General features: G+C 70.4%; 18 protein-coding genes. 1 reads left to right on the top strand and 17 read right to left on the bottom strand.

Annotated elements, in window-relative coordinates; genetic code table 11:
- Positions 1-199 precede the first annotated feature (199 nt).
- From RIN80_RS09255 to RIN80_RS09200, 12 genes are all read right to left on the bottom strand, one after another.
- The gene (locus tag RIN80_RS09255) at positions 200-3,046 is read right to left on the bottom strand and encodes a DEAD/DEAH box helicase (RefSeq protein WP_309095040.1); all 2,847 of its coding nucleotides are present in this window, start codon (positions 3,044-3,046) and stop codon (positions 200-202) included.
- A gap of 121 nt (positions 3,047-3,167) precedes the next feature.
- On the bottom strand, positions 3,168-4,058 hold the full coding sequence (locus RIN80_RS09250) for a diacylglycerol kinase (protein WP_309095039.1): 891 nt from the start codon (positions 4,056-4,058) through the stop codon (positions 3,168-3,170).
- A gap of 31 nt (positions 4,059-4,089) precedes the next feature.
- A complete protein-coding gene (gene tatC / locus RIN80_RS09245) occupies positions 4,090-5,052 on the bottom strand; it encodes a twin-arginine translocase subunit TatC (RefSeq protein ID WP_309095038.1) in 963 nt (320 codons plus the stop codon).
- Positions 5,053-5,099: 47 nt separating this feature from the next.
- Entirely contained in the window at positions 5,100-5,381 is a 282-nt protein-coding gene (tatA, locus tag RIN80_RS09240; protein ID WP_309095037.1) for a Sec-independent protein translocase subunit TatA, read from the bottom strand.
- Positions 5,382-5,640: 259 nt separating this feature from the next.
- The gene (locus tag RIN80_RS09235; RefSeq protein WP_309095036.1) at positions 5,641-5,835 is read right to left on the bottom strand and encodes a hypothetical protein; all 195 of its coding nucleotides are present in this window, start codon (positions 5,833-5,835) and stop codon (positions 5,641-5,643) included.
- A 45-nt stretch (positions 5,836-5,880) separates the two neighbouring features.
- Complete coding sequence (locus RIN80_RS09230) at positions 5,881-6,141, bottom strand: hypothetical protein (RefSeq protein WP_309095035.1); 261 nt, start codon at positions 6,139-6,141, stop codon at positions 5,881-5,883.
- 120 nt (positions 6,142-6,261) lie between these two features.
- Positions 6,262-7,422 (bottom strand): WYL domain-containing protein, encoded by a 1,161-nt coding sequence (locus RIN80_RS09225; RefSeq protein WP_309095034.1) that lies wholly within the window; start codon positions 7,420-7,422, stop codon positions 6,262-6,264.
- Between the two features lie 17 nt (positions 7,423-7,439).
- A complete protein-coding gene (locus RIN80_RS09220) occupies positions 7,440-8,417 on the bottom strand; it encodes a WYL domain-containing protein (protein ID WP_309095033.1) in 978 nt (325 codons plus the stop codon).
- Positions 8,418-8,545: 128 nt separating this feature from the next.
- A complete protein-coding gene (locus tag RIN80_RS09215; RefSeq protein WP_019754140.1) occupies positions 8,546-8,917 on the bottom strand; it encodes an FKBP-type peptidyl-prolyl cis-trans isomerase in 372 nt (123 codons plus the stop codon).
- Between the two features lie 61 nt (positions 8,918-8,978).
- Positions 8,979-9,980 (bottom strand): FKBP-type peptidyl-prolyl cis-trans isomerase, encoded by a 1,002-nt coding sequence (locus tag RIN80_RS09210; protein WP_309095032.1) that lies wholly within the window; start codon positions 9,978-9,980, stop codon positions 8,979-8,981.
- Between the two features lie 132 nt (positions 9,981-10,112).
- Positions 10,113-11,474: a Pup--protein ligase gene (pafA, locus tag RIN80_RS09205; RefSeq protein ID WP_309095031.1), complete on the bottom strand. Its 1,362-nt coding sequence runs from the start codon at positions 11,472-11,474 to the stop codon at positions 10,113-10,115.
- 9 nt (positions 11,475-11,483) lie between these two features.
- Positions 11,484-12,743 (bottom strand): MFS transporter, encoded by a 1,260-nt coding sequence (locus RIN80_RS09200; RefSeq protein WP_309095030.1) that lies wholly within the window; start codon positions 12,741-12,743, stop codon positions 11,484-11,486.
- 46 nt (positions 12,744-12,789) lie between these two features.
- Between RIN80_RS09200 and RIN80_RS09195 the strand changes: the two genes are divergently transcribed.
- Positions 12,790-13,842: a LacI family DNA-binding transcriptional regulator gene (locus RIN80_RS09195; RefSeq protein ID WP_309095029.1), complete on the top strand. Its 1,053-nt coding sequence runs from the start codon at positions 12,790-12,792 to the stop codon at positions 13,840-13,842.
- Between the two features lie 322 nt (positions 13,843-14,164).
- Here the strand turns inward: RIN80_RS09195 and prcA are convergent, their stop codons facing one another.
- From prcA to arc, 5 genes are all read right to left on the bottom strand, one after another.
- Complete coding sequence (gene prcA / locus RIN80_RS09190; protein ID WP_309095028.1) at positions 14,165-14,908, bottom strand: proteasome subunit alpha; 744 nt, start codon at positions 14,906-14,908, stop codon at positions 14,165-14,167.
- Between the two features lie 68 nt (positions 14,909-14,976).
- The gene (prcB, locus tag RIN80_RS09185; protein ID WP_309095027.1) at positions 14,977-15,822 is read right to left on the bottom strand and encodes a proteasome subunit beta; all 846 of its coding nucleotides are present in this window, start codon (positions 15,820-15,822) and stop codon (positions 14,977-14,979) included.
- Positions 15,823-16,158: 336 nt separating this feature from the next.
- Positions 16,159-16,377, bottom strand: a complete 219-nt coding sequence (locus RIN80_RS09180) for a ubiquitin-like protein Pup (protein WP_030244016.1) — start codon at positions 16,375-16,377, stop codon at positions 16,159-16,161.
- Positions 16,378-16,555: 178 nt separating this feature from the next.
- Entirely contained in the window at positions 16,556-18,067 is a 1,512-nt protein-coding gene (gene dop / locus RIN80_RS09175) for a depupylase/deamidase Dop (protein WP_375141654.1), read from the bottom strand.
- A gap of 234 nt (positions 18,068-18,301) precedes the next feature.
- Complete coding sequence (gene arc / locus RIN80_RS09170) at positions 18,302-20,068, bottom strand: proteasome ATPase (RefSeq protein WP_114251065.1); 1,767 nt, start codon at positions 20,066-20,068, stop codon at positions 18,302-18,304.
- Between the last annotated feature and the right edge of the window lie 47 nt (positions 20,069-20,115).

The raw sequence follows: 20,115 nt of genomic DNA, 5'->3' as shown, positions 1-20,115 counted from the left end.
GCGCTGCGGGCGAGCTTAGTCCGACCGGATCATCGCCGTGTCATATTCAGCAACTGCCGGAAACCGGACGCGAAGGGATAGTAGGCTCAATCGTTTACACGCTGTGAAGTCGTTCGAATGCGCAACGTAATCACGAACTCGCGTACGAAAGCCCACTCACCGTGACGGGTGAATGGGCTTCAGTACCGGGTGGGTGCGGTCACCCCACCGACGAGTAGGCGACGACTCCCCGCAGCAACAGATCAACGGCCTTCCGCGCGTTCTTCACCACGGAAGACCCCTGCGGCGCCGCCGCCGCGATCTGCCCGAGCACGTCGATGACCTGCTTGCACCAGCGCACGAAGTCCCCGGCCGGCATCTCCGCCTCGCGCAGCACCTCGTCGAGCCCCTTCCCCAAGGCCCACTCGTACGCGGCCCAGGCGAAGCCGAGATCGGGCTCGCGCTGCCCGACCCCCTCGGTCTGGGTGATCCGGAACTCCTCCTCCAGCGCGTCCAGCCGACCCCAGATCCGCACCATCTCGCCCAGCGCGGCCTTGGCCTTGCCCGTCGGCAGCTTCGGCGCCATCGCGTCGTCCCCGACGCGCGACTCGTAGACCAACGCCGAGACGCACCCGGCCAGTTCGGCCGGGCCGAGACCTTCCCAGACGCCCTCGCGCAGGCACTCGCTGGCCAGCAGGTCGAGCTCGCCGTACAGGCGCGCCAGCCGCTTGCCGTGCTCGGTGACCTCGTCGCCGCGCAGATAGTCCAGCTCGGTCAGCAGCGCGACGATACGGTCGAACGTCCGGGCGATCGTGTTCGTCCGGCCCTCGATCCGCCGCTCCAGCTGCGAAGTGTCCCGCAGCAGCCGGTGGTAGCGCTCGGCCCAGCGGGCGTGGTCCTCACGGTCGCTGCACCCGTGGCACGGGTGCGCGCGCAGCGCGGTCCGCAGCCGGGCGATCTCGCGGTCGTCCGCCGCCTGGGAGCGCCGCTTGCGGTGCCGGTCGGCCGTGATGTGTCCGGCCTTGGTGCGCAGCGCCGACGCGAGGTCCCGACGGGACTGCGGGGAACGCGGGTTGAAGGACTTCGGGATCCGCATCCGCTCCAGCGCCTCGACGGGGACCGGGAAGTCGATGGCCGCCAGCCGCTTCACCTGCCGCTCCGCGGTCAGCACCAGCGGGCGCGGCCCGTCGTGGTGGTCGAAGCCGCGATGGCCGTTCGAACGGCCCGCGGGCAGGCCCGGGTCCAGCACCAGCGCCAGGCCCGCGTACTTGCCGGTGGGCACATGGATGACGTCACCCGGCTTCAGCTTCTCCAGCGCGACGGCGGCCTCCGCGCGCCGCTGGGCCGCGCCCTGCCGGGCCAGCTCGTTCTCCCGGTCCTTCAGCTCACGGCGCAGCCGCGCGTACTCCTCGAAGTCGCCGAGGTGGCAGGTCATGGAGGCCTTGTAGCCCTCCAGTCCCTCCTCGTTGCGCTGCACCTGACGCGAGATCCCGACGACCGACTTGTCGGCCTGGAACTGCGCGAAGGACGTCTCCAGCAGCTCCCGCGACCGGTGCCGCCCGAACTGCTCGACCAGGTTGACCGCCATGTTGTACGACGGCTTGAAGCTGGAGCGCAGCGGGTACGTGCGCGTGCCCGCGAGACCGGCCAGGTGCTCGGGGTTCATGCCGCGCTGCCACAGCACCACCGCGTGGCCCTCGACGTCGATGCCGCGCCGCCCGGCCCGGCCCGTCAGCTGCGTGAACTCGCCCGGGGTGATGTCCGCGTGCTGCTCGCCGTTCCACTTGACGAGCTTCTCCAGGACCACCGAGCGGGCGGGCATGTTGATGCCGAGCGCGAGGGTCTCGGTCGCGAAGACGGCCTTGACCAGCCCGCGCACGAACAGCTCCTCGACGACCTCCTTGAAGGTCGGCAGCATGCCCGCGTGGTGGGCGGCGATGCCGCGCTCCAGGCCCTCCAGCCACTCGTAGTAGCCCAGGACGTGCAGGTCCTCGCGCGGGATGGACGCCGTGCGCTCCTCCACCAGGGAGCGGACCCGGTGCCGCGCCTCCTCGTCGTTGAGCCGCAGGCCCGCGTACAGGCACTGCTGGACGGCGGCCTCGCAGGCGGCGCGGCTGAAGATGAAGGTGATGGCGGGCAGCAGCCCCTCGGCGTCGAGCCGCTCGATGACCTCGGGCCGGCTCGGCGTCCACACCCGGGAGCGCTGTCTGCGCTCACGCTCGCGGTCGGCCTCGCGCAGCCGGCCGCGCCGGCGGTCCTGGTACGACGGCCGGCTCGCCTCCATGCGCGCCATGCGCGTGAGGTCGGGGTTGACGGCCTTCTTGTGGCCCTCCCCCTCCTCGAACAGGTCGTACATCCGCCGTCCTGCCAGCACGTGCTGGAACAGCGGCACGGGCCGGTGCTCGGAGACGATCACCTCGGTGTCACCGCGGACCGTGTCGAGCCAGTCGCCGAACTCCTCGGCGTTCGACACGGTCGCCGAGAGGGAGACCAGCGTGACCGACTCGGGCAGGTGGATGATCACCTCTTCCCAGACGGCGCCCCGGAACCGGTCGGAGAGGTAGTGCACCTCGTCCATGACCACGTAGCCGAGGCCCAGGAGGGTCTGGGAACCGGCGTACAGCATGTTCCGCAGCACCTCGGTGGTCATCACGACCACCGGGGCGTCGGAGTTGACGCTGTTGTCACCGGTGAGCAGGCCGACCTTGTCCGTGCCGTAGCGGCGGCACAGGTCGGCGTACTTCTGGTTCGACAGCGCCTTGATGGGTGTCGTGTAGAAGCACTTCTTGCCCTGCCCGAGGGCGAGGTGGACGGCGAACTCGCCGACGATCGTCTTGCCGGAGCCGGTGGGCGCGGCCACCAGCACGCCCTTCCCCGCCTCGAGCGCCTGGCAGGCCTCGATCTGGAAGGGGTCGAGGCCGAAGTCGTACATCTCGCGGAAGGAGGCGAGCGCGGTGGCCTGCTCGGCAGCGCGCTTGCGGGCTGCCGCGTACCGCTCGGCCGGTGAGAGATCCTCTGTCATCGTGCTTTCGAGCGTACCGGGCCGCACTGACAACAGGACGATCATTATCCGGATCCGTTCCCGGGAGACCGGAGATCGGCGCAGCTCAGGGGCGGCGGACCACAGGGGCGACGGGCCCCGGGCACGGCGGGGCGACGGGCCCCCGGGCACGGCGGGGCGACGCGCTTCAAGGACCGACGACCCGCACGCCCCCACGCACGCAGCGCGCGGTCAGCGGCAGCGGACCGAGCGGCTCCCCGTCGGCGTAGCCGGTGACGTCCTCGGCGGCGATCTCGACCCGGGCGGCCCGCAGCACCGTCACCGCGGGGTGGTCGACGTGCGTCCCCCGGTACACCCTCGGGAACACCCGCAGCAGCGTGGTGCGGCTGCAGTCCCCGACCACCGTGATGTCGAACAGCCCGTCGGTCAGGTCGGCGCCGGGACAGATCCGCATGCCGCCGCCGTAGGAGGAGCCGTTGCCGACGGCCACGAGGGTGGCCTCGACCTCGCGCACCTCGCCGTCGTCGAGCCGGATGCGGTACGGGACGGGCCGGAACGCGGCCAGTTCGGCGATCATCGCCAGGTCGTACTTGAGGCGCCCGGCGGGCCGGCGCATGCGGTTGCCGCGGTCGTTGACGCGGGAGTCGAAGCCGGAGGCGAGGACCGTGCCGAACCAGCGGTCGCCCACCCGGCCGAGGTCGACGTCCCGGATCCGGTCGCACTTGAGGGCGTCGGCGATCATGCGGCCCGCGGCGTCCGGCCGGCGCACGGGCAGTCCCAGGGCGCGGGCGAAGTCGTTGCCGGTGCCGACGGCGACCAGGCCGAGCGGGGTGCGCGTGCCCGCGACCGCCCGCAGCGCGAGGTTGGCCATGCCGTCGCCGCCGACGGCGATCAGCGCCCCGGTGCCGCCCTCGACGGCGGCACGCGCGCGGACGAGGGCGTCGTCGGCGTCCTCACCGAGCACGGTGCGGACGGAGAAGCCGGCCGCCCGCAACGCGGAAGCGGCCGGCTGCGCCGCGCGGGCGCCCCGGCCGCGTCCCGCTGTGGGGTTGACGAAGAGGGTGATCTCGCTGGTCACGACAGTGACCTTATGAGCTGCCCGCCGGTCCTCAGGTCACGTCGTCATAACCGTTGACACGTTCGGTCCGGTCCGCGCTCGCCTGCTCGGGCAGGGCGGCCCGGCTGGTCGTCACGGGCTCGATCTCGCCGATGTCCTCGGGGGTGAGATCCAGCTCGGAGGCCTCGTCATCGGCGGGACCGAGGGCCTCGCGGCGGCTGCGGCGGCGGTCGTTGACCAGGGAGAAGGCGACGGCCGCGAAGTAGAGGATCCAGATCGGCGCCGCGAGCGCCAGCATGGTCAGCGGGTCCGTGCTGGGGGTGGCGACGGCCGCGAAGACCGTGATGCCCATGATCATGCCGCGCCACCAGCCGAGCATGCGCTTGCCGCTGATCACCCCGGTGAGGTTGAGCATGGCCAGCAGCAGCGGCAGCTCGAACGAGAGGCCGAAGACGAGCACCATCCGCATGACCAGGTCGAGCAGGTCGTCCAGCGGGAGGAGGTTGGACGTGCCGCCCGGCGTGAATTCGAGCAGCACCTTGGCGGTGGTGGGAAGGACCGTGTACGCGAAGTAGGCGCCGATGACGAACAGCGGGGCACCCGTGGCCACGAAGGCGTAGGCGTACTTCTTCTCGTGCCGGTGCAGTCCGGGCGCGACGAAGGCCCACAGCTGGTAGAGCCAGACAGGCGAGGCCAGCACGACACCGGCCATGAGGGACACCTTCAGCGCCAGGGTGAAGGGCGTGAGCAGGCCGTTGATGGTGATCTGGGCACAGGGCTCGGTGCCCACCTGCGACTCGGCCAGTTCCGCGAAGGTCTTGTCACAGCCGACCGAGTCGAGGATCGGCTCGGTGATCAAGTTGATGATGTCGTTGTAGAAGAACGCGGCGAAGACCGTGACGACGACGATCGCCAGAATCGCCTTGGCGAGCCGGTTGCGGAGCTCGCGAAGGTGCTCCGCGAGGGGCATCCGCCCCTCGGGGTCCTTCTCCTTCTTGCGGGCAGACTTCAGCAACCCACGTTCCCATCTCGTGCGGCGGGCCGGAGGTCACCGGCCCTGCGTCAGCGCTTGGTCGTGTCCGTCGGCTCGTTGACCGGGCGCGAGCTGGTCACGTCACCGGGGGCGGCCTGGATGGTGCGCTGCGCGGGCTCGTCGGTGCTGGGCGGGCCGGCCGGGGTCGTGGACGACTTGTTCTCGTCCTTCATGGCCTTGGCCTCGCTCTTGAGGATCCGCGCGGACTTGCCGAGCGACCGAGCCATGTCCGGAAGCTTCTTCGCGCCGAACAGCAGGATGATGACGACGAGGATGAGAATGATCTCGGGGGCTCCGAGCCTTCCGAACATAAGTCTTTACCTTCTCACCGAGGCGGCTGTGGTGGGGTGCTGTCCGATCAGTCGGACACATGTCCGAACGATCGTCACGACAGCGATCGTAACGCCCGGGGGTGAACGTGAGGCAATCCCTCTGCAATCCCTGTGCGTACTCCCGTCCGCGACCAGTGCCTCGTTAACCGGGCCGCGACCAGCAGGGTACCTGCCCGAACCGGCAGGGTGACAGAGCGAAGTGGTCCAGAGCGAGACTCACAGCCGCCTGCCCGACGGCTCACAGGGCGTCCGCGGACCGGGCGGCGCTCTCCGCGGCCCGCTCCAGATCCTCGGCGGCGCGGCTGATCCGGCGCGCCGAGTCCGTGACCTGCCTGCCCAGGCGCTGTGCCTCCACGAACACCCGCACGGCGAGCACCCCCAGCACGGCGAGACCCACGAAACCCACAGCGATCGCGAACATCGGCCAGAACATGACGCCGAGCCTAGACCGTCCCGCGGGTCCGGACGCCGCGACCCTCTACACGGTGGAGTGCAGCCGCAGCGTCCGCACACCGCCACCGGTGAGCAGCTCCACGATCCGCTCCCCGGCGGGCTTGCGGACGGACGCGCCGCACTCCGGGCAGGTGAAGGAGTAGAAGGTCGTACGGCTCGTGGCGCCGATGGCGAGGCGCAGGGCGCTCGCGGTGAGCTCGAAGCGCTCCCGGCAGTCCGGGCAGCCCGCCCGGAACACCACCGGGGACACGCTTCTCATCCCGGCGAACGCGGACTCCACCGTCATCCCCCGCGCACCAAACGTCGCCGAATCGGTCACAGCCCTCGCTCCTCTTCCTGGGGTCCATCGCCTCCGGGGCCGCACGCGGCGGCCTCCGCGGACCGCCCGTGCGGTGAGCGCCCACACTCACCCGCGCCCGCCACCCGGCCCGTCCGGAACCGCCTGCGCCGCCGCGACCGCCTGTGCCCCGGGCCCCTCGCGCACCTCGGGCGCGACGGGCACCTCGGGCGGCTTCGGCGCGACGGGCGCCTCGGGGGCGGCGGCGATTCCCACCGCCTCGGCCACGCCGGCCGCGCCCGCGGCCTCGACGCCGTCGTACGCCGCCAGTGCCTCACGCGCCGCCTGCCGGGCGCTGTCGGCCAGCTCCGGCGGGGAGACGATCCGGCCGTCCCGTCCGAGCCGCAGCGCCAGGCGGCGCAGCGACGCCGGTTCGGGCGTCCGCAGCGTGATACGCAGCCCGCCGTCCGGCAGCTCGTCCGCACTGTCGTGCGGGTAGTACTCGGCGACCCACCGGCCGCCGGGCCCGACCTCGATCACGACCTCCGGGTCCTCGGCCGCGGGCTGCACCAGTGCCTCGGACAGGTCGCGCAGCTCGATCTCGGGCGGGGCCGAGGGCTCGTCCAGGATCCTGATCTCGGCGACCCGGTCGAGCCGGAAGGTGCGGCGCGCCTCGGAGCGGCGACACCAGGCCTCGACGTAGGTGTGCCCGACGCTGACCAGGCGGATGGGGTCGATCTCCCGCTCGGTGACCTCGTCGCGGGCGGGCGAGTAGTAGCGGATCCACAGCCGGCGGCGCTCGGCGATCGCCCGGTCGACGTCCGCGAAGACGCCGCCCTCGGACTCGAAGGTCACCGACAGCCGCGAGCTGGCCCCCGCGGCCTCGCCGGCCGCGGTCTCCACCTTGGCCGTCGCACGCAGCAGCGCCTGCCGGTCGCTCTCGCGCAGTCCCGGCAGGGTGGCCACGGCCCGGGCGGCGACGAGCAGCGCGGTGGCCTCGTCGGCGGCGAGTCGGAGCGGCTCGGCGGCCTCGGCGGCCAGGGCGGCCGGGTTGTGCCACCAGATGCGCTCACCGTCGGTGTCGATGTCGAGGAGGTCGCCGCCGCGGAAGCTCGTGCCGCACATGGGCAGCACGTCGAGGTCGGAGACCAGCTCGTCCTCGGTGATGCCGAAGGCGCGCGCGACGTCCTCGACCCGGGCCCCGGGGCGCTCCCTGAGGTACGTCACCAGGGAGAGCATCCGCCGGGTCTGGTCGATGGCGTTGACCGCCCTGACCGGTTTGCCTGCCACAGTCGCTCCGCTCCCCCTCAGCCCTTGGCCACGGCACGCAGCCGGTCCACCACGTCGGCCCGCAGCTCGGCGGGCTCCAGGACGACCACGTCGGGCCCGAACTCCACCAGCCAGGCGTCAAGGCCGTGACCGTACGGAATCTCCAACTCGTCCCAGCCGTCGCCGAGTTCCCGGACCGAGGTGGCCTTCGCCCGAAGGGGGTACCCGGCGTCCGAGCGCAGCCGGATCCGGGCCGAGCGGTCGGCGATCTCCCCGGCCCAGCCCGCGACGGTCTCCCGGACCGTGACGACGTCCGGCACGTCGGCGGTGTAGCGGCCACCGCGGGAGCGGACCTTGCCGGTGATCCGGGACAGCCGGAACACCCGCTCGGCCCCCCGGTCGCGGTCCCAGCCCGCCAGGTACCAGTGGCCCCGCCAGCACTCCAGTGCCCACGGCTCGACGTGCCGCTGCTCGGGGTGGGCGGCCGTGGCCTTGCGGTAGTCGAAGACGACGGGCCGCCGGTCCCGGCAGGCCAGCATCAGCGGCTCGAACGCCGCCTCGTGCACCGGGATCCGCGGCTCCAGCGCGCCGTGCGAGCCGTACGGGTCGACGTCCTCGGGCAGCCCCGCCGCGCGCAGCTTCTGCAGGGCGCCGCTGGCCGCGCCGGCGAGCCGGGCCTGCTGCCACACCTTGGCGGCGAGGCCCAGGGCGGCGGCCTCCTCGGCGTCCAGGGTGATGGGCGGCAGTCGGTTGCTGTCACGGCGGGCCATGTAGCCGACCTCGCCGTCGAGGCTCTCGACGGTCTCGATGACCAGTCCGAGTTCGCGCAGGTCGTCCTTGTCGCGCTCGAACATGCGGTTGAAGGAGTCGTCGCTGCCGCTCGCGCCGTTGCCCGGCCCGAAGGCCTCGACGTAGGCCTCGATGGAGTCACGCAGCTCGCGCTTGCTCAGCGGCCGGCGTGTCCCGAGCAGACACAGTGCCAGGTTCATCAGCCGCTCGGCCTTGGCAATGGCCATCGACGCGCTTCGCCTCCCTATGGTGCTTACGAGCGATGACCGTACCGCCACAGGGTGGTACGGCAAAAGCCGAGGGCCCATGCCCGAGCAGGCATGGGCCCCACGTGATCGAGTCTGTCGGTCCTTGCTCAGACCCCGAGCAGGTCGACGACGAAGATCAGCGTCTCGCCGGGCTTGATCGCCGGGGTCGGGCTCTGGTTGCCGTAGGCGAGGTGGGCGGGGATGGTCAGCTGGCGGCGGCCGCCGACCTTCATGCCCTGCACGCCCTGGTCCCAGCCCTTGATGACCCGGCCGCCACCCAGCGGGAAGCGGAACGGAGTGCCGCGGTTCCAGCTGGCGTCGAACTCCTCACCCGTGCTGAAGGCGACACCCACGTAGTGCACGGTGACGGTCTGGCCGGCCTGCGCGACCGGGCCGTCGCCTTCCCAGATGTCCTTGATCTCGAGGTCCGCCGGGGGCTCGCCGCCCGGGAAGTCGATCTCGGGCTTGTCGATGCTCACGTCTGCTGCTCCTGCTTGTCTGCGGAAAGGCGAACACGCACAGTCTTACATCCCGCGCGCCTCACAGCTTCGCGAGGATGTCCACCGAGAAGACCAGCGTGGAGTCCTTCTTGATGCCGCTGCCCTGCGGCGGGTTGTCGCCGTAGCCCAGCTCCGGCGGGACGACGATCAGGACCCGGCTGCCGACCTTCTTGCCGGTCAGGCCCTGCGCCCAGCCCTTGACGACCTGCTGCAGCGAGAACGACACGAGCTGCTTGTTGGCGTACGAGGAGTCGAACTCCTTGCCGCCGTCCCACAGCACGCCCTTGTACTGCACGAGGACGCTGTTCTCGGCGGCGACCTCCTCGCCGTCGCCCTCCAGGACGTACTCCGCGACGAGCTTCTTCGGCGCGGCCTTGTCGGGCACCTCGATGGAGGGGGCCTTGCCGTCGGTGTTGGTGCCGACCTTGGGCAGGTCCGCGTTCTGCTGCGGGACCTCCTTGCCCTTGGCGGAGCTGGTGGCGTTGAACGCGTCCTGGATGTCGACGACGAAGACCAGCGTGTCGGTGCCCTTGATGCCCGCCTGGGCGTTGCCCTGCGTGCCGTAGCCCCAGGTGGGCGGGACGGCCATCTCGACGCGGCTGCCGGCCTTCTTGCCCGCCAGCGCGTACCGCCAGCCGTCGATGATCTGGCCCTGGGTGAGCTGGATGGCCAGGCGGGCCTTGCGGTCGTAGGAGTTGTCGAAGACCTTGGCGGTGTTCCACACCTGGCCCAGGTAGTTCGCCACGACGAAGTCGTTCTCCGCGACGGTCTTGCCGCCGCCCGCGATGAGGGTCTTCACCGCGAGGTCCTTCGACGGCTCGCCACTGCCCTTCGCGACCGTGGGCTTCTCGTCGAACTTGGTGCCGGCCGTGACCGCGGGCAGCGGGCCGTCGACGATCTTCGGCGACGGAGCGGCGGACGGACCGGACGCCGAGGGCGACGGGCTGTCGCTGGCCTTGCTCGAGTCGGACTTGTCGTCGCCGCACGCGGCGAGCGTGGCCAGACCTGCGGGCACGGTGAGAAGAAGTGAGCGTCGGCGCACTGTGGGGGCCTCGTAATCGGTCGATCTCTTGGATGGAGTGCGCGCAACTCTACGGCGTGAGCAGGGCGCCGCACTGGTAACGTACGGCGCCCGTGTGGCGTTCCGGCTGTTTTCCCGCGCCGGTGCGTCGGCTCACATTCCGGCGATCAGCTTCTCCACGCGGTCGTCCACCGACCGGAACGGGTCCTTGCACAACACGGTGCGCTGCGCCTGGTCGTTGAGCTTGAGGTGCACCCAGTCGACCGTGAAGTCGCGGCGCTGCTCCTGGGCCCGCCGGATGAAGTCGCCGCGCAGCCGGGCCCGAGTGGTCTGCGGTGGGACGGACTTGCCCTCGAAGATCTTCAAGTCGTTGCAGACGCGGGCCGCCTGCCCCTTCTTCTCGAGCAGGTAGTACAGGCCACGACGGCGGTGGATGTCGTGGTAGGCGAGGTCTATCTGCGCGACCCGGGGGTGCGACATCGTCATGTTGTGCTTGGCCCGGTAGCGCTCGATGAGCTTGTACTTCATGACCCAGTCGATCTCGGTGCCGATGCGGTCGAGGTCCTCGGACTCGATCGCGTCGAGCGTGCGGCCCCACAGTTCCAGGACCCGCTCCACGGTGCCGGTGCGGATGCCGCGGCGCTCGCAGAAGTCCAGGGCCTTTTCGTAGTACTCGCGCTGCACCTCCAGCGCGGAGGCCTCGCGGCCGCTGGCCAGGCGGACCTTGCGGCGGCCGGTGATGTCGTGGCTGACCTCCCGGATGGCCCGGATCGGGTTCTCCAGGGTCAGGTCGCGCATCACCGTGCCCGCCTCGATCATGCGCAGCACCAGGTCGGTGGCGCCGACCTTGAGCAGGTTGGTGGTCTCGGACATGTTCGAGTCGCCCACGATGACGTGCAGGCGGCGGTAGCGCTCGGCGTCCGCGTGCGGCTCGTCGCGCGTGTTGATGATCGGGCGGGAGCGGGTGGTCGCCGAGGAGACGCCCTCCCAGATGTGCTCGGCCCGCTGGCTGACGCAGTACACGGCACCGCGCGGTGTCTGCAGCACCTTGCCCGCGCCGCACAGCAACTGCCGTGTGACCAGGAACGGGATCAGAATGTCCGCGAGACGCGAGAACTCCCCGTGCCGCGCCACGAGGTAGTTCTCATGGCATCCGTAGGAGTTGCCCGCCGAGTCGGTGTTGTTCTTGAAGAGGTAGACGTCGCCCGCGATTCCTTCCTCGTGCAGGCGTCGTTCGGCGTCCACCAGGAGTCCTTCGAGAATGCGCTCGCCGGCTTTGTCGTGGGTGACCAGTTCGATCACGTTGTCACATTCGGGTGTGGCGTATTCCGGATGCGATCCCACGTCGAGATAGAGGCGGGCGCCGTTTCGCAGGAAGACATTGCTGCTACGGCCCCATGACACGACACGGCGGAAGAGGTACCGCGCCACCTCGTCAGGAGACAGGCGGCGCTGTCCCCTGAACGTGCACGTGACGCCGTACTCGTTCTCCAGCCCGAAAATGCGGCGGTCCATGAGGGAACATTACGCCCGATCCCCTGAACTGAAACGGGGTTCGACGGCACGGTTCGGATCATTTTCCGAACCGGCCGCGACGACCGCTCCTTGGCCGGGAGCTGCGACTACCCGTCCCGTGGCGGCCAAAACCAGCAGGGACACGCCACCCGCGAGAGCCGGCACGGCGAAGCCCCACTGCGCCCCGCCCGCCTCCACGACGGGCCCCGCGACGCCCGTGCCGACCGAGTGGCCCACGGTGAAGGTGGTCACCAGCCAGGAGAACGCCTCGGTGACCGTGCCGCGCGGGGCGTGCCGGTCGACCAGGACGAACGCGCAGGCGATGGCGGGCGCGAGGAAGACGCCGGCGAGCGCGGTCAGCGCCACCATGGGCACCGCGTCCGGCATGAGCATCAGCGGCAGGTAACACACCACCAGGAGGGCCACCAGCACCCGCAGTCGCCGCGCGGGCTCACCGGCCCACTGCCGGGCGCCGTAGACGGCACCGCCCACCAGCGCGCCGAAGCCCAGCGCCGCCATCAGCCACCCGTACACGGCGTCGCCGCCGTGGTCGTCCGCGTAGGGCACGGAGGCGACCGTGATGGACCCCAGGGCCATCCCGATGAACAGGAACGCCGCGAGCAGGGCCAGCAGCCCCGACGAGCGCAGCGCACCGAGCCAGTGGGCCTCGCGCGGCGCCGACCGCCAGGCCCGCGAGGGCGGCGACACGACCACGGACAGCGCCCCGAGCACCCCGACGACGTTCAGCACGAGCAGCGCGGCCTGCGCGGACCACAGGGACACGCACAGCGTCACCAGCAGCGGCCCGGCGGTGAACATCACCTCCTGGGCCACGGCGTCCATGGCGTACGCCGTGTGCACCTGGTCCTCCCGGCGCAGCACGGAGGGCCACAGCGCCCGCAGCCCGCCCTCCAGGGGCGGCGTGAACAGACCGGCGGCCGCGACGGCGAGGTACGCGAGCGGGAGCGAGCCGATGCCGAGGAAGGCGAAGGCGGCCATCGCCAGCGCCGACAGCACGGCGGCGGGCAGCTGCACCCGCGGCTGTCCGCGCAGGTCCACGAACCGCCCCAGCACCGGCTGGCCGACGGCGTTGGCGACGCCGTACACCGCCGCCAGCGCACCGGCCAGGCTGTACGTGCCGCCCTCCGCGCGCACGAAGAGCACGATCGCGATGGCGGCCGTGGCGTTGGGCAGCCGGCCGACCAGTGTGCCGACGAGCAGCCGGGCGGCGTGTCGCGCCCGAAGGATCTCCAGGTATCCCGTGGCCATGTCCCCGCCCTAGGTTTTACGTATAACGTCGAGCTCCATACGTACCATGTCGGCTGTTCACGCGTCCATACGAAAGAGCAGGCCCACGGTGGCACGAGGCAGCACCCGCCCCACGAGCCGGGACGTCGCCCAGGCCGCCGGCGTCTCCCAGGCGGCCGTGTCGCTGGTCCTGGGCGACAAGTGGCGCGGCCGCGTCTCGGAGGCGACCGCCGCACGGGTCCGCGAGGCCGCCCGCGACCTGGGCTACCGCCCGAACATGGCCGCCCGCCACCTGCGTCTGGGCCGTACGCGCACGGTCCTGCTGGTGGTCCCGGCCCTCACCACGGAGTTCTTCGCGGGCGTCTACACCGGCGCGGCCCGGGTCGCCGCGGAGCACGGCTTCGGCGTGGTCCTCTACCCCTCCCCCGAGGGCATCGGCCCCGCGCGCGACCCGTTCGCCTCCGCGCAGGCGGCCCTGGACGGCGTCATCGCCTCGTCCATGGCGGCGGACGCGCTGACCGCCATCCGCGGCGAGGCGCTCCCCCTGGTCATGCTGGACAGCGACCCGGCGGGCAGCCACGGCGCGGCGACGGTCAACCTGGACATCGCCGACGGTGTCCGCCAGGTCGCCGAGCACCTGCTGTCCCTGGGCCACCGCCGCTTCCTCCACCTCGCGGCGGACGTGCCGTCCTGGACCTTCGAGGTACGGTCCCGGGAACTGGCCTCCCGCCTCGCCGCCGTGCCCGGCACCTCGGTCTCCACGGCCCGCTCCCCGATCTCCATCGAGGAGGCGGTACCGGCGGCGGAGGCCGCCCTGTCCGCCCGCGGACCTCGTCCCACGGCCGTGGTCTGCGACGACGACCTCCTGGCCGCGGGCGTGTACAAGGCGGCCCGCCGCCTGGGCCTGCGCATCCCGGACGACCTGTCGGTCACCGGCCTGGACGACCTGGCCCTGGCCACGGCGATCGACCCGGAGCTGACGACGGTCCGCCTGGACGCGGAACTGTTCGGCGAACGGGGCATGCGGGCCCTGCTGGCCGTCCTGGAGGACCGTGAGCCCGAGAGCGGGGACATCCCGGTCCGGCTGGTGGAACGGGGCTCCACGGCACCACCGCGTTAGTCGAGGCCGGGTGGGTCCGCACTCGGCGGAACGAGGTGCCCCCCGCGGCACGCATGCCCGCAGCCAGGGCGGAAGCACGACGCGCCCGCACCCGCCGGACGGCGCGAAGGGCCGTGCAGGGGGTGTGCGCCCGCAGCGGTTGGCGCGTCAACGGACAGTCGGTCGGCGTCCGACCCCCTCGCGCCGTTCCGAGGACGGAACACCCCCCGGTGCGGCCCCGACCCACCACCCCACCGTCAGGCGAGGAGGCGCACCCCCACACGACCGCGCCCCGGCCGCCACAACCGCGACCGGGGCACGCCCGAAGCAACCCTCGGTACGACTACTCGGGGTCCTTCGACGCCGTCTCCGAACCGCCCGCCGCGGCCGCCTCCTCCAGCAACCGGGACAGCTGGCGCCCGCTGATCCGCTTGAACTTCCGCTTCTGCGGCCGCGTCCGGTCCAGCACCGCCACCTCCAGCCGCTCCGCGGGAATCTCCCGCTCGCTGCCGTTGGTGTCGCGCGACAGCGACTGCACCGCCAGCTTCAGCGCCTCCGCCAGCGTCATACCGTCCCGGTGGCGCTGATCCAGGTAGCTGCTGATCTGCTCCGCGTTGCCGCCCACCGCGACCGAGCCGTGCTCGTCCACGATGGACCCGTCGTGCGGCAGCCGGTAGATCTGGTCGCCGTCGGGCGTCTCCCCGACCTCGGCCACCACCAGCTCCACCTCGTACGGCTTCTCGGCCGCGCTGGAGAAGATCGTGCCCAGCGTCTGCGCGTACACGTTCGCCAGGCCCCGGGCCGTCACATCGCCCCGGTCGTAGGTGTAACCCCGCAGGTCGGCGTAGCGCACGCCGCCGATCCGCAGGTTCTCGTACTCGTTGTACTTGCCGGCGGCCGCGAAGCCGATCCGGTCGTAGATCTCGCTGAACTTGTGCAGCGCACGGGACGGGTTCTCGCCGACGAACACGATGCCGTCGGCGTACTGCAGCACGACCAGGCTGCGACCACGGGCGATGCCCTTCCGGGCGTACTCCGCCCGGTCGGCCATGGCCTGCTGGGGTGAGACATAGAACGGCGTCGACACCGGTTATCCGTCCCTCTCTTCAGGATTCCGTCGATTCACTGGACCACCTCGTCAAGACAGCCCGCCGCTCACAGCAGCGCGGCCCGCGGACCGTCCGGCTGCTCCAGCCGCCGCTCCAGGATCGAGCGCGCGATCTGCGACGCCTCGTCCTCGGAGAGCCGGCGGAAGCCGTCCTCGGTGATCACGGTGACGATGGGATAGATCCGGCGGGCGACGTCGGGACCACCGGTCGCCGAGTCGTCGTCTGCCGCGTCGTAGAGCGCCTGGACCACGAGCGTCGTGGCCTCGGCCTCGCTCAGGTCCTCCCGGAAGAGCTTCTTCATCGCGCCCCGCGCGAAGATCGAGCCGGAACCGGTGGCCGCGTACCCCTGCTCCTCGGAACGCCCGCCCGTGACGTCGTAGGAGAAGATCCGGCCCTTCCCCCGGTCGACGTCGTACCCGGCGAACAGCGGGACGACGGCCAGTCCCTGCATGGCCATGCCCAGGTTCGAGCGGATCATCGTCGACAGCCGGTTGGCCTTGCCCTCCAGGGACAGCTGAGCGCCCTCGACCTTCTCGAAGTGCTCCAGCTCCAGCTGGAAGAGCTTCACCATCTCCACGGCCAGACCCGCCGTGCCGGCGATGCCCACCGCCGAGTACTCGTCGGCGGGGAAGACCTTCTCGATGTCCCGCTGCGCGATGACGTTGCCCATGGTGGCCCGGCGGTCACCGGCGAGGACGACGCCGCCGGGGAACGTCACGGCGACGATCGTGGTCCCGTGCGGTGCCTCGATCACGCCCTGGGTGGGGGGCAGTTGCCGGTTGCCCGGCAGCATCTCCGGCTGGTGCTCGGACAGGAAGTCCATGAAGGAGGAAGAGCCTGGCGTCAGGAAGGCAGCTGGTAGACGCCCGGTGCTACGAGTGTTGGCTTCCACGCGATTCCTTCCACGTATGCGACAGCCCGCCCTGTGACGTCGGGCCGATGCTTGGAACAACCCCGGTCCGGTTGCGACCGGGGGCACGGTATGCCACGGACCCTACCCGTCCTGCGGCGGTGATCCACATGCCCGGCGACCCCAACTCCGCCGGAGCGATGCCGCACTTGCCCGCCGCGCTCGGCCGGCGGGCCGCCGGGTTCCGGCACCGTCGGACGCCCGGAGCGCCGCACACGAGGACAGTGCGTCACGCCCTGTCCCGCGCGCAGCGCTCCGCGCTCCGCCCGTCCGTCACCCGCGCACCCCATTCACCTTCGAAATGAAGGCACAGGCGCCTTACTGGCCACCTTTTTGCACGAAGGACCGCACGAAGTCCTCGGCGTTCTCCTCAAGGACGTCGTCGATCTCGTCGAGAACCGAGTCCACGTCGTCGCTCAGCTTCTCCTGACGCTCCTTGAGGTCCTCGGAAGCCTGCGCCTCTGCCGCCTGCTCCTCGACCTCCTCGGTGGACCGGGTGGCCTTCTGCTGTCCGCCGCCGGTGTCCTTGGTCGCCATATCCCTCACCCCGCTCGGTTCGCCCGACACAGTTGCTCGGTCAAGATCAGACCCTACTCGCCGGGTCTGACAATGGCCCCGCAGTTGCTCCAACGTACGGGGACCACCTCGATGATTCCCGGACCAGGGATTTTCCACCCTGTCCGGCGGGCCCGACCCGAGTACCCCCTGATCGCGTTCATCCTCCCGAAAGCACCCTGACCAGGTCTTCCGCGGTACGGCAGCGGTCCAGGAGCTCCTTGACGTGATTACGCGTTCCGCGAAGCGGTTCCAGGGTTGGGACGCGCTGCAGCGAGTCCCGGCCCGGCAGATCGAAGATCACCGAGTCCCAGGAGGCGGCCGCGACGTCGTCCGCGTACTGCTCCAGGCAGCGTCCGCGGAAGTACGCCCGGGTGTCCTCCGGCGGCGCCGTACGGGCCCGCTCGACGTCCTCGTCGGTCAGCAGCCGCTTCATGCGCCCCCGGGCCACCAGACGGTTGTAGAGGCCCTTGTCGGGCCGTACGTCGGCGTACTGGAGGTCGACCAGGTGCAGCCGGGCCGCGTCCCAGTCGAGGGCGTCCCGGCGGCGGTAGCCCTCCATCAGCTCCCGCTTGGCGACCCAGTCCAGCTCCCCGGCCAGACTCATCGGGTCGTGCTCCAGACGGGTGAGGGTGTCCTCCCAGCGGGACAGGACGTCCTTGGTCTGTTCGTCGGCGTCGGCGCCGAACCGCTCCTCCACGTACTTGCGCGCGAGCTCGTAGTACTCCATCTGCAGCTGGACCGCCGTGAGCGTACGGCCGCTGCGCAGCGTGACCAGGCGCTTCAGGGACGGGTCGTGCGAGACCTGGTGGAGGGTGCGCACCGGCTGGTCGACGGCCAGGTCCACGGCGATGAAACCGTCCTCGATCATCGACAGCACCAGCGCGGTCGTGCCCAGCTTCAGATAGGTCGAGATCTCCGACAGGTTCGCGTCACCGATGATCACGTGCAGACGCCGGTACTTCTCGGCGTCCGCGTGCGGCTCGTCGCGGGTGTTGATGATGGGGCGCTTGAGCGTCGTCTCCAGGCCGACCTCGACCTCGAAGTAGTCGGCCCGCTGGCTGAGCTGGAAACCATGCTCGTGCCCGTCCTGGCCGATGCCGACGCGGCCCGCTCCGGCGAAGACCTGACGGGAGACGAAGAAGGGCGTCAGATGGCGCACGATGTCCGAGAAGGGGGTCTCCCGCTTCATCAGGTAGTTCTCGTGCGTGCCGTAGGACGCGCCCTTGTTGTCGGTGTTGTTCTTGTACAGGTGGATCGGCTGGGCACCGGGCAGCTGGGCGGCCCGTTCCGCGGCCTCCGCCATGATCCGCTCGCCGGCCTTGTCCCACAGGACCGCGTCCCGCGGATTGGTCACCTCGGGAGAGCTGTATTCGGGGTGGGCGTGGTCGACGTAGAGCCGCGCACCGTTGGTGAGGATCACGTTGGCCAGGCCGATGTCCTCGTCGGTGAGCTGGCTGGAGTCGGCGGCCTCACGGGCGAGGTCGAAGCCTCGCGCGTCCCGCAGCGGATTCTCCTCCTCGAAGTCCCAGCGGGCCCGGCGGGCCCGGTGCATCGCCGCCGCGTAGGCGTTCACGATCTGGGACGAGGTGAGCATGGCATTGGCGTTGGGGTGGCCGGGGACGGAGATCCCGTACTCCGTCTCGATGCCCATTACTCGCCGTACGGTCATGCGGCCCTCCTTGCCCGGCGGCACCCTCGGTCGTGGGCGCCACTCAGATACCGCTGGCGCTCGGTTGCGTGTGCGGTGCCCGTCCCCGCACTGCGCGACTCGGCGGTACGCAAGAGCCTAGAACGCCTTTGCGCTGGTGGGGAGATCATTTGCGTCATTGCGTTGCTCCAGCCGTGGCCTGAAAAACAGTCGGCTGCGGGTACCCGCGACGGGCACCCGCAGCCGCCCTGCCTTTTACAGGTACTGACCGGTGTTCGCCACCGTGTCGATGGAGCGTCCGGTGTCCGCGCCCTGCTTTCCGGTGATGAGCGTACGGATGTACACGATCCGCTCGCCCTTCTTTCCGGAGATGCGGGCCCAGTCGTCGGGGTTGGTGGTGTTCGGCAGGTCCTCGTTCTCCTTGAACTCGTCCACGCAGGCCTGGAGGAGGTGGGAGACCCGGAGGCCCTTCTGGTTCTTCTCGAGGAAGTCCTTGATCGCCATCTTCTTGGCACGGCCCACGATGTTCTCGATCATGGCGCCGGAATTGAAGTCCTTGAAGTACAGGACTTCCTTGTCACCATTGGCGTAGGTGACCTCCAGGAAGCGGTTCTCCTCGGATTCGGCGTACATGTGCTCGACGGCCGTCTGGATCATGTTCTGGACCGTGGCACCCTTGTCGCCGCCGTGCTCGCCGAGGTCGTCGGCGTGCAGCGGGAGGCGCTCGGTGAGGTACTTGCCGAAGATGTCCTTGGCCGCCTCGGCGTCCGGACGCTCGATCTTGATCTTCACGTCCAGCCGGCCGGGACGCAGGATGGCCGGGTCGATCATGTCCTCGCGGTTGGAGGCGCCGATCACGACCACGTTCTGCAGGCCCTCCACACCGTCGATCTCGGCGAGCAGCTGCGGGACGATGGTGTTCTCCACGTCCGAGCTGACACCGGAGCCGCGGGTGCGGAAGAGGGACTCCATCTCGTCGAAGAAGACGATGACGGGCGTGCCCTCGCTGGCCTTCTCACGGGCCCGCTGGAAGACGAGGCGGATCTGCCGCTCCGTCTCACCGACGTACTTGTTGAGCAGCTCGGGGCCCTTGATGTTCAGGAAGAAGCTCTTGCCGGCGGCCTGGCCGGTCACCTCGGCGACCTTCTTGGCCAGTGAGTTGGCCACGGCCTTGGCGATCAGTGTCTTACCGCATCCAGGGGGTCCGTACAGCAGCACGCCCTTGGGCGGCCGCAGTTCGTGCTCCTTGAACAGGTCCGGGTAGAGGTAGGGGAGCTCGACGGCGTCCCGGATGGCCTCGATCTGGCCGCCGAGACCGCCGATCTGCTCGTAGCCGATGTCGGGGACCTCTTCGAGGACGAGCTCCTCGACCTCGCTCTTGGGGACGACCTCGTAGACGTATCCGGAGCGGGGCTCCAGGAGCAGGGCGTCGCCGGGGCGGATGGTGACGTCCAGCAGCGGCTCGGCGAGCCGCACCACCCGCTCCTCGTCGGTGTGCCCGAGCACCAGGGCCCGCTCGCCGTCCTCGAGGATCTCCTTGAGGGTGACGATGTCACCGACGCGCTCGAACTCCATGGCCTCGACCACGTTGAGCGCTTCGTTGAGCATGACTTCCTGGCCGCGCCGGAGCTCCTCGAGCTCGACGCTGGGGCTGACGTTCACCCTGAGCTTGCGGCCGCCGGTGAAGATGTCGGCGGTGCCGTCCTCGTTCGCCGTCAGGAAGACCCCGAAGCCGGCCGGCGGCTGCGCGAGCCGGTCGACTTCCTCCTTGAGGGCGACGATCTGGTCCCGTGCCTCACGGAGCGTGTTCGCGAGTCGCTCGTTCTGCGCGGACACGCCGGCCAGATTGGTCTGCAGCTCGACGATCCGCTCTTCGAGAATCCTCGTGTGCCGCGGAGAGTCGGCGAGCTTGCGTCGCAGGACGGCGATCTCCTGCTCAAGATAGGCGATCTGCCCGGCCGGGTCGTCGGACCCGCGTCCCGGGCGGATGCCGCGGTTCATGTCGTCGTCGTGGGCTGCCACGGTCCTCACCTCCTCCAAGGGGAGCTGGACGCTTCCAGACCCTACCT

This window comes from Streptomyces sp. (assembly GCF_031181705.1).
GTDB lineage: Bacteria > Actinomycetota > Actinomycetes > Streptomycetales > Streptomycetaceae > Streptomyces.
This window is presented reverse-complemented; position numbering and strand designations above follow the sequence as displayed.